This window comes from Nonomuraea sp. NPDC049784 (genome assembly GCF_040659615.1).
Lineage (GTDB): Bacteria > Actinomycetota > Actinomycetes > Streptosporangiales > Streptosporangiaceae > Nonomuraea.
Map to the genome: position 1 here is coordinate 1 of NZ_JBFAMX010000524.1, position 7,245 is coordinate 7,245.

The window sequence follows — 7,245 nt, forward strand, 5'->3', positions numbered from 1 at the left end:
CGACCAGGCCAGGATCGCCGCCTCCGGGCTGCCCGCGCTGGCGTCCCGGCATGGTGATGGGTCCGCCGGGCTCGAGCCCGGCGGACCCATGACGACTGCGAAAGTGCTACGCGCCGCTGATCGCTTTGTCGGAGCGCAGGGTCTCGGTCCGGGTCTGCAGGAACGTGCGCAGGGTCTGCGCCTCGGCGTCGATCTTGGCGGTGTCGGCCCCTTCGTTCAGTTCGTAGGAGGTGACGAGGTCGTCGAGCAGGCCGGAGGCGGTGCCACCCTCCAGGAGCTTGGCGTACAGGGCGCGGTGCTGCTCCTCGTAGACCTTCTTGAAGGTGGCGTTCTTGAGGAACTTCTCCTTCAGCGGATGCCCCATGCGCATCATGCCGCCTTCCGGGCCTCCCTGCCCGGCGTTCTCGGGCGGGGTGAAGCCCTGGGCCGGCTGGCCCTGCTGCCGGGTTTGTGCCTGCTGGTTCTGCTGGGGACGTCCCTGACCGAAGCCCATCGCGATCGTGTCGTTCACGCCGCTCGTGGCGTCGCCGTTGAAGGCGAGGTTGAGGTCCCAGGTGATGACCTTGAATTTCTTGGTGTTCAGGTCGTACCACAGGTAGTAGTTGCGTCCGGGGCCGGCCATGTCGTCGAAGTTGACCATGATGTTCTGCAGGGCCAGGTAGCGGGCGAACGACTCCACGTCCAAGCGGTCGGCGAGGCCCTCGGCGAACTCGGCGTCGGAGGCTTCGTTCACCCATTTGACCAGGTCGATGACCGGCTGCAGGTCCTTGCCGCCGACCTTGTCGATCTGCTTGAAGTCGGTGGTGTACTCGGTCTGGTCCTCGCCCTTGTAGCTGAAGCTGCTGGTGGCCAGCGACTTGTACAGCACGCCGTTGCCGAGGCCTTCGGCGTAGCCCTCGTCGAGGTACTCCACCACCAGGCGCGGCGTGGAGGAGCGGCCGTTGACGGTGAAGGAGCTGTAGGTGGAGCGCTGGGTCGGCTCGCCGGAGGCGCCGACCACCGCGATGCCCAGTGCCTCGTTCAGCATCGTCGTCGAGCCCGTCGCGGCCGGCCGCACGGCCACCTGGCTGTGGCCCTGGTAGCGGCGACCCTCCACGAACTCATCGAAGCTGATCAGCCACGGCAGGTTCTCCGGCTCCTCACCCTTCAGGGACGCGCCGAACATGCCGCCTCCGGGCGGCCCCCCATTACCCTGCGGCTGCCCGGTCTGGGGCTGCCCGGTCTGGGGCTGCCCGGTCTGGGGCTGCCCGGTCTGGGGCTGCCCGGTCTGGGGCTGCCCGGTCTGGGGCTGCCCGGTCTGGGGTTGCCCGGTCTGGGGTTGTCCATTGCCAGGCGGTTGAAAGCCCTCGGGCGGCTGGAAGCCCTTGGGCATCCCTTCCGGCCGCCGGCCGCCACCGGGCATGGCCCTCTGCTTGGACTGCCCCTTCCAGGTCAGTCCCATCAGGGTGGAGTTGCCCTTGAGCCGGACGCCCACGCTGGGGATCCTGGTGCCGTCGATGGTCAGGTCGGCTTCGAGGTACTTCTTCTCGCCTTCCTTGAAGTACTCGCTCAGCATGTCCTCATATGCCTCGTCGGTGAAGGTGAGCTGCACCTCGTGTGCCACGGATGCGTCGAACAGGTCCTTGGTGCCGGTCAGGTTCGTGGTGACGGTCTCGGCCTCGGCGGCTTGGGCGGTGGTGACGTACGGGCGGATCGTCCCGGTGCCGAACACGCCCCAGCAGGCGGCCAGGAACGCCACGCACAGTGCGACCAGCTTCCAGTTGTGCCGGAGTTTGACCGGGATGCGGTGCTTGAACTTCTTGGACTGTGCCATGTGCCGGGCCTACAGGTCGGTCTGGTCGTACCCGGTCAGGACGGTGACCGACTGGCCGTGGTTGCGCTCGCGCAGACCGGCGATCAGATCGGCCGGCTCGCCGCCCTTCTTGATCTTGACGGTGTACATCAGCTCCGTCAGCGCACCACCGCGGATCGACTCCATGCTGACCAGCTCGAACTCGTCGGTGTGCCGGATGAGCACGTCCTGGATCGAGGCGGTGAAGTCCTCATCCGAGGGGACCTGGACCTTGACGACCTGCCGCCGCACGTTCAGCTGGAACCAGTTGAACCGGTGCATGAGCATGATGATCAGCGAGATCGCCACGGCGGCGACGATGCCCAGCAGGTAGAAGCGGGTGCCGACGGCCATCCCGACGCCCATCACCAGGAAGATGAACCCGACGTCCCTGGTCTCCTTGATGGCGTTGCGGAAACGCACCACCGACAGGGCGCCGACCAGAGCGAAGGCGCGCGCGATGTTCGAGCCGACGACCAGCATGATCAGCGAGATCAGCATGCCGAGGATGACCAGCGTCTGGACGTAGGACTGGCTGTAGGACACGTTGCGGTGCGTCGCCCGGTACACCCAGCCGATCATCGTGCTGAGCACGAACGACAGCGCCATCGCGATCGCGATGTCAGCCACGCTGAACGTGCCGGACAGGTCCTGGAAGGAGAAGTCCATGAGGGGTCATGCCTCCGAAAGAACGGTCGACCGGTCACAGTCGAAGTCGAGATCGTGGTCAGGGACGTGGAAGACGGAGCGCGGCGCCAGCCCGTAGGCCTCCACGCTCTGGCAGTACTTGGAAACCCGCACCACCTGCAGGTTCCGCTTGGCCGTCAGGTCGGTCAGCCAGTACGGCACCCGCTCGTTGGCCTTGACCTCCACGATCGACTTGCCGGCCGGGACGATGAGCCGGTTCTCGGCGTCGGCGCCGAGGTGGAAGTCGCGGTCCCGGCCGCGGATGCGCTGGTCGAAGGTGACGCGCAGGCCCACGTCGGCGTCGCGGCCTACGTAGGCGTGCCGCTGGTAGCCGGTCATCGCGGTGGCCCGCAGGTCCAGGCGCAGGACCAGGTCGAGCACCTCTTCCAGGAAGGCCCGCTGGGAAGGCTCGTGCTCGACCATCTGCCGTCCGTCGCACAGCCGCAGCGCGTCCCGGTACGGCAGCCGTACCCGGCGTTTCTGCGTGACCCGGTTGACCCGCTGCTTGATCTCGACGAACACCGGCGTGTCGTCTCCCACGGCGAACCGGTCGCCGTAGTGGCGCACCCGCAACTTCCTGCGGAACTTCAGCCCCTCGATCTTCTCCCAGTAGAACCGGAGCTGCCGGGTGTCGTAGTAGACGCTCCAGATGCCATAACCTTTGTCGCCGCTGTGGCTGTCGCGATCCAGCCGCTGCTCGATCTCCTCCCGGAGCCTGGCCGCCTCCGCCGTGTCCACGAGGTACTTGATCTCGTACCGGTTGAAGGCGTGCAGCGTGCTCGGTGCGCGCAGCCGATGGCCTTCCTCGCCGTTCACCTCGGCGCCGGACACTGGCCGCTCACTGCTGTGAGCTGCGAAGACGGCTGGTTTGCGGAACCTTTTCAGCATGTCCCTCCTTTCGTCAGCACACATCTGACAGCACGAAGCTGGGAATAATGTGTGAACCGTGTCTGACGTAAAGGTGAACGACCGGTGTGCTCAGTCGTCCTGGGGCTGGTGAAGCGGCAGGAGCACGCGGAAGGTGGTGCCGCGGCCCGGAGTGCTCGTCACCTCGATCCGGCCGTGGTGCGCCTGCACCAGCGCGGCGGCGATGGCCAGGCCCAGCCCGGTTCCGCCGCTGTCGCGAGAGCGGCCCGCGTCGGCCCGGTAGAAGCGGTCGAACACCTGCGGCAAGTGCTCGGGATCGATGCCCTGCCCCTCGTCGCTCACCTCGATCAGCGCGGCCCTGGCATGAGAGGCCGAGCCGCGACCGGAGTGCATGACTCCCGGAGCGGGAACCCCGGCGACCATGCGCCGGCCGACCTGGACGCGTATCTCCGTACCCGAGGCCGTGTGCTTCAGGGCGTTGCCGACCAGGTTCGCGATGACCTGGTGCAGCCGGTGTTCGTCGCCGAGCACGAACACCGGCTCGTCGGAGACCACCAGCCGGATCGGCCGCTCGCGGTCACGGGCCTTGGCGGCGTGCACCACGTCTCCGGCCAGCACATGCAGGTCCACCGTGGTTGCCTCCACGGCGGGCTCCTGATCCATCCGGGCCAGCAGCAGCATGTCCTCCACCAGCACGCCCATCCGCTCGGCCTCACCTTGAATGCGGCGCAGCAACCGCTCGGCAACCGGGTCGCCGCGGTTCTGCCCGTGGTGGTACAACTCCGCGAAACCCCGGATCGAGGTCAGCGGCGTGCGCAACTCGTGCGAGGCGTCGGCGACGAAATGACGCAGCCGCCGCTCGGAGTTCTCGCGCTCACGCAGGGCGTGCGCCAGGCGCTCCAGCATGATGTTGAGCGCTCCGCCTAGCCGCCCGGTCTCGGTACGGGGATCGGTGTCGCCGACGCGGCGGTCGATGTCGCCATCGGCGATGGCGACGGCCGTACGCTCCATGCGCGTCAGCGGACGCAACCCGAGCCGCACCACGGCCAGGGCGACGACGGCCAGCAGCACCAGCACCAGCCCGCCCGCGATCAGCTCGATGACCAGCATCTGGTGCACGGTGGCCGCGTTCGACTCCAAAGACATCGACACCACCATCCGGTTGCCGCCGGACCCGGTCTCGACGATCAGCGCCCGCCACTCTCCCGACCCGTCCCGGCCCGGCACCGTGACCGGGGCGACCGGCGGCGCCGAAACCAGCCGCGCGGGGATGACAGGCGCCCCGGGCGACGCGGTCGGCACCTCGCCCTTCAGCGAACCGGAGGAGGAGTAGAAGGCCACCCGGAACTGCGTCGGCAGCTCCAGCGCACCACGGCCGCTCGGCGGAGGCGGGGACAGCGGGCGCCGGCTGACGGTGGCGGCGAACTCCGTGAGCTGAGTGTCCACCCTCGACAGCAACGATCGCTCCAACAGCCACACCCCCGACACGGCGAAGACCGTCAGCCCCGCCGCACACACCCCCAGCAGGACCGCCAGCAGCCGGTGCCGCAGGGGCCACGATGACCTCATGACGACGCCTGCAGCCGGTAGCCGACGCCGCGCAGCGTGTGGATCAGCGGCGGGCCGTCCCGATCGATCTTGCGCCGCAGGTAGCTGATGTAGGACTCGACGATCCTGCTGTTGCCGTCGAACTCGTAGTCCCACACCCGATCGAGGATCTGAGCTTTGCTGACCACCCGTTCGGCGTTGATCATCAGATAGCGCAGCAGGCTGAACTCCGTCGGCGACAGATGGATGGCCCGGCCGGCCCGCCGAACGGTGTGGGCCTCCTCGTCCAGCTCCAGATCCGCGTAACGCAGCACCCCGTCGTGAGCCTGCTCCTCCGCCGGCCGGATCCGGCGCAGGATCGCCCGGATGCGCAGAATCACCTCATCCAGGCTGAAGGGCTTGGTCACGTAGTCGTCGCCGCCCGCGGTCAGCCCGGTGATCCGGTCGCCGACCGCGTCCTTGGCGGTCAGGAACAGCAGCAACGGGCTGTCGCCGCTCTCGCGTAGCTTCCGCGCCACCGCGTACCCGTCCAGGTCGGGCAGCATCACGTCCAGCACGATGAGGTCGGGCCGCTCGCGCGTCACCGCCTCCAGCGCCCCACAGCCGCTGGAGGCGGTGCTCACCACAAAGCCGTGCAATTCCAAAGCCTCCGACAACAGCTCCCGGATGTTCGGCTCATCATCGACGACCAGGACTTTCACGCAAGCGGGCTGGCTCATGACACCGTTCATACGCACTCTGTCTGAAAGTGAGCTGAGAGCAGCCGGTCGTGCACGGGCAGGCGGACGTCCAGCTCAGGCGCCGCACCTGGAGAGGACGTCGGCGCCGCCAGAAGGTGACCTGGCCAAGGTGTCGGTCTGCTGACCCCGGGAAACCGCCCATGCCCGGCGCAGTACCGCCCAGCGGAGCTGGACAGCCCGCTCGACGTCCTGCGGGAGGCACGCTGCGAACCGATCTTTGCGGAGAAGATCAGTGGCACGCTCGCGGCCGACGACCATGAGAGTCGCGGATTGGCGGTCGGCTGGACGCACAGCCTCACGCGCGCATCGCTTCCGTGGGGCCGCTCCTGATCATCATCGAGGCGGGGGAACCGTCGGCGTCGTCTTGCCGGAATGCGCGCGGGCATTTCTCGAGTTAACGTGTAATCTTGTAAGCAAAGGAGTGCACGTGATGGCGGATCCCCTCGACGCCTACTCGCGCGTCGTCTCTTCCGTGGCGGCCGAGTTGCTGCCGAAAGTGGCCAGCGTGCGGGCGGGCCGGGGCAGCGGGTCCGCGGTGGTGTTCACCGCCGACGGGTTCCTGCTGACCAACGCGCACGTGGTCGGATCCTCCCGGGACGGTACCGTCGCGTTCGCCGACGGGAGTTCGGGGGACTTCATCGTGGTCGGGCGGGACCCGCTGTCAGACCTGGCGGTGATCAGGGCGCAGACGGCCACGCCCGAGCCCGCCACGCTGGGTGACAGTGACGAGCTGGTCGTGGGCCAGCTCGTGGTGGCCGTGGGCAACCCGCTCGGGCTGGCCGGGTCGGTGACGGCCGGAGTGGTGTCGGGGCTGGGGCGGTCGTTGCCGGCGCGCAGCGGCTCGGCCGTACGGCTCATCGAGGACGTGATCCAGACCGACGCCGCGCTCAACCCGGGTAACTCCGGCGGCGCGCTGGCCGACTCTCAGGCGCGGGTGGTCGGGATCAACACGGCGGTGGCCGGGGTGGGCGTGGGGCTCGCCGTGCCGATGAACGGCACGACCCGCGCCATCATCGCCGCGCTGATCAGGGACGGGCGGGTCAGGCGGGCGTTCCTTGGGCTGGTCACCTCACCCGCGCCACTGCCCGAGCCGCTACGGCGGCGTACCGGGCAGGCGGGAGCGCTGCGCGTGGTGGAGGTGGTGCCGGGCTCGCCCGCTCACCAGGCCGGGCTACGCGCCGGCGACCTGGTGCTGAGTGCGGGCCGCAGCCCGGTCGGCGACGCGCAGAGCCTGCAGCGGCTGATGTTCGCCGACGCGATCGGGCAGCCTCTGCCGATCACCGTCTACCGGAACGGCGCACTCGTCGATGTCATCGCCGAGCCGGTGGAACTCACGGGGTCCGGCGTCTGAACGCGTGGACCATTTCACGGGTGTGAGGTGCCGGAGCCGGTGGCAGGTCACCGGCTGCGGCTGCGCGCCAGGAAGGTTCAAGACCTCTCGCCGTTGACCCCGCTGACGTGAGGCGTGTCGGCGGGCGGCGCCTCCGCATGGGACGGGTGAGTGAGGGCTGGTGTGGTCTCGCCCTGCCCCGTCGCGGGAGCGGCGTCGTCGGACGGCGTGGGTGGCGCCTC

The 7,245-nt window shown here is 68.6% G+C and carries 6 protein-coding genes; 1 reads left to right on the forward strand and 5 read right to left on the reverse strand.

Features of this window, described 5'->3' with window-relative positions:
* Positions 1–106 precede the first annotated feature (106 nt).
* The 5 genes from AB0J09_RS50460 to AB0J09_RS50480 form a co-directional block, all read right to left on the reverse strand.
* Positions 107–1,813, reverse strand: coding sequence for a CotH kinase family protein (locus tag AB0J09_RS50460; RefSeq protein WP_360708421.1), 1,707 nt, complete (start codon positions 1,811–1,813; stop codon positions 107–109).
* A gap of 9 nt (positions 1,814–1,822) precedes the next feature.
* Positions 1,823–2,500, reverse strand: a complete 678-nt coding sequence (locus AB0J09_RS50465) for a DUF4956 domain-containing protein (RefSeq protein ID WP_360708424.1) — start codon at positions 2,498–2,500, stop codon at positions 1,823–1,825.
* 6 nt (positions 2,501–2,506) lie between these two features.
* The gene (locus AB0J09_RS50470; RefSeq protein WP_360708427.1) at positions 2,507–3,406 is read right to left on the reverse strand and encodes a polyphosphate polymerase domain-containing protein; all 900 of its coding nucleotides are present in this window, start codon (positions 3,404–3,406) and stop codon (positions 2,507–2,509) included.
* A gap of 90 nt (positions 3,407–3,496) precedes the next feature.
* On the reverse strand, positions 3,497–4,954 hold the full coding sequence (locus AB0J09_RS50475) for an ATP-binding protein (protein WP_360708430.1): 1,458 nt from the start codon (positions 4,952–4,954) through the stop codon (positions 3,497–3,499).
* The gene (locus AB0J09_RS50480; RefSeq protein WP_360708433.1) at positions 4,951–5,652 is read right to left on the reverse strand and encodes a response regulator transcription factor; all 702 of its coding nucleotides are present in this window, start codon (positions 5,650–5,652) and stop codon (positions 4,951–4,953) included. Before AB0J09_RS50480 ends, AB0J09_RS50475 begins: the two co-directional genes overlap by 4 nt.
* 451 nt (positions 5,653–6,103) lie before the next feature.
* Here AB0J09_RS50480 and AB0J09_RS50485 point away from each other — a divergent pair, with 451 nt between their 5' ends.
* Positions 6,104–7,024 (forward strand): trypsin-like peptidase domain-containing protein, encoded by a 921-nt coding sequence (locus tag AB0J09_RS50485; protein ID WP_360708436.1) that lies wholly within the window; start codon positions 6,104–6,106, stop codon positions 7,022–7,024.
* Positions 7,025–7,245 lie beyond the last annotated feature (221 nt).

What these genes read in the sequence shown, in the direction of transcription:
- AB0J09_RS50480 (WP_360708433.1), bottom strand. Translation starts at nt 5,652, where the DNA reads ATGAGCCAGCCCGCTTGCGTGAAAGTCCTGGTCGTCGATGATGAGCCG.
- AB0J09_RS50475 (WP_360708430.1), bottom strand. Translation starts at nt 4,954, where the DNA reads ATGAGGTCATCGTGGCCCCTGCGGCACCGGCTGCTGGCGGTCCTGCTG.
- AB0J09_RS50460 (WP_360708421.1), bottom strand. Translation starts at nt 1,813, where the DNA reads ATGGCACAGTCCAAGAAGTTCAAGCACCGCATCCCGGTCAAACTCCGG.
- AB0J09_RS50470 (WP_360708427.1), bottom strand. Translation starts at nt 3,406, where the DNA reads ATGCTGAAAAGGTTCCGCAAACCAGCCGTCTTCGCAGCTCACAGCAGT.
- AB0J09_RS50485 (WP_360708436.1), top strand. Translation starts at nt 6,104, where the DNA reads ATGGCGGATCCCCTCGACGCCTACTCGCGCGTCGTCTCTTCCGTGGCG.
- AB0J09_RS50465 (WP_360708424.1), bottom strand. Translation starts at nt 2,500, where the DNA reads ATGGACTTCTCCTTCCAGGACCTGTCCGGCACGTTCAGCGTGGCTGAC.